Annotated in this window: 1 protein-coding gene; it reads left to right on the forward strand. The window is 62.3% G+C overall.

Going from position 1 to position 292, the window contains the following annotated elements:
* A partial coding sequence (locus ACQG3P_RS19300; protein WP_426805938.1) for an MATE family efflux transporter occupies positions 1-292 on the forward strand: 292 nt, incomplete at both ends.

The following is a 292-nucleotide window of genomic DNA, read 5'->3' on the forward strand; positions in this document are numbered from 1 at the left end:
CCATGATGTGGATCCAGGCGCTGTGCTTTGCCGGCTACCTGTGGAAGACCAAGCGCTTTGCCCATTTTGAACTGTTCTCGCACCTGGATCTGCCGCGCTGGGCGGCGATCTGGGACCTGCTGCGTACCGGCCTGCCGATCGGCATCACGGTGCTGATGGAGTGCGGGCTGTTCATCGTTACCGCCCTGCTGATCGGTCGCCTGGGCGCCACCGAGGCGGCCTCGCACCAGATCGCAATCATTGTGGCCCAGCTGTGCTTCATGATCCCGATTGGCTTGGCCGAATCCACCAA

It is taken from the genome of Stenotrophomonas sp. SrG, assembly GCF_050031795.1.
In the GTDB taxonomy this organism is placed as follows: domain Bacteria; phylum Pseudomonadota; class Gammaproteobacteria; order Xanthomonadales; family Xanthomonadaceae; genus Stenotrophomonas; species Stenotrophomonas rhizophila_A.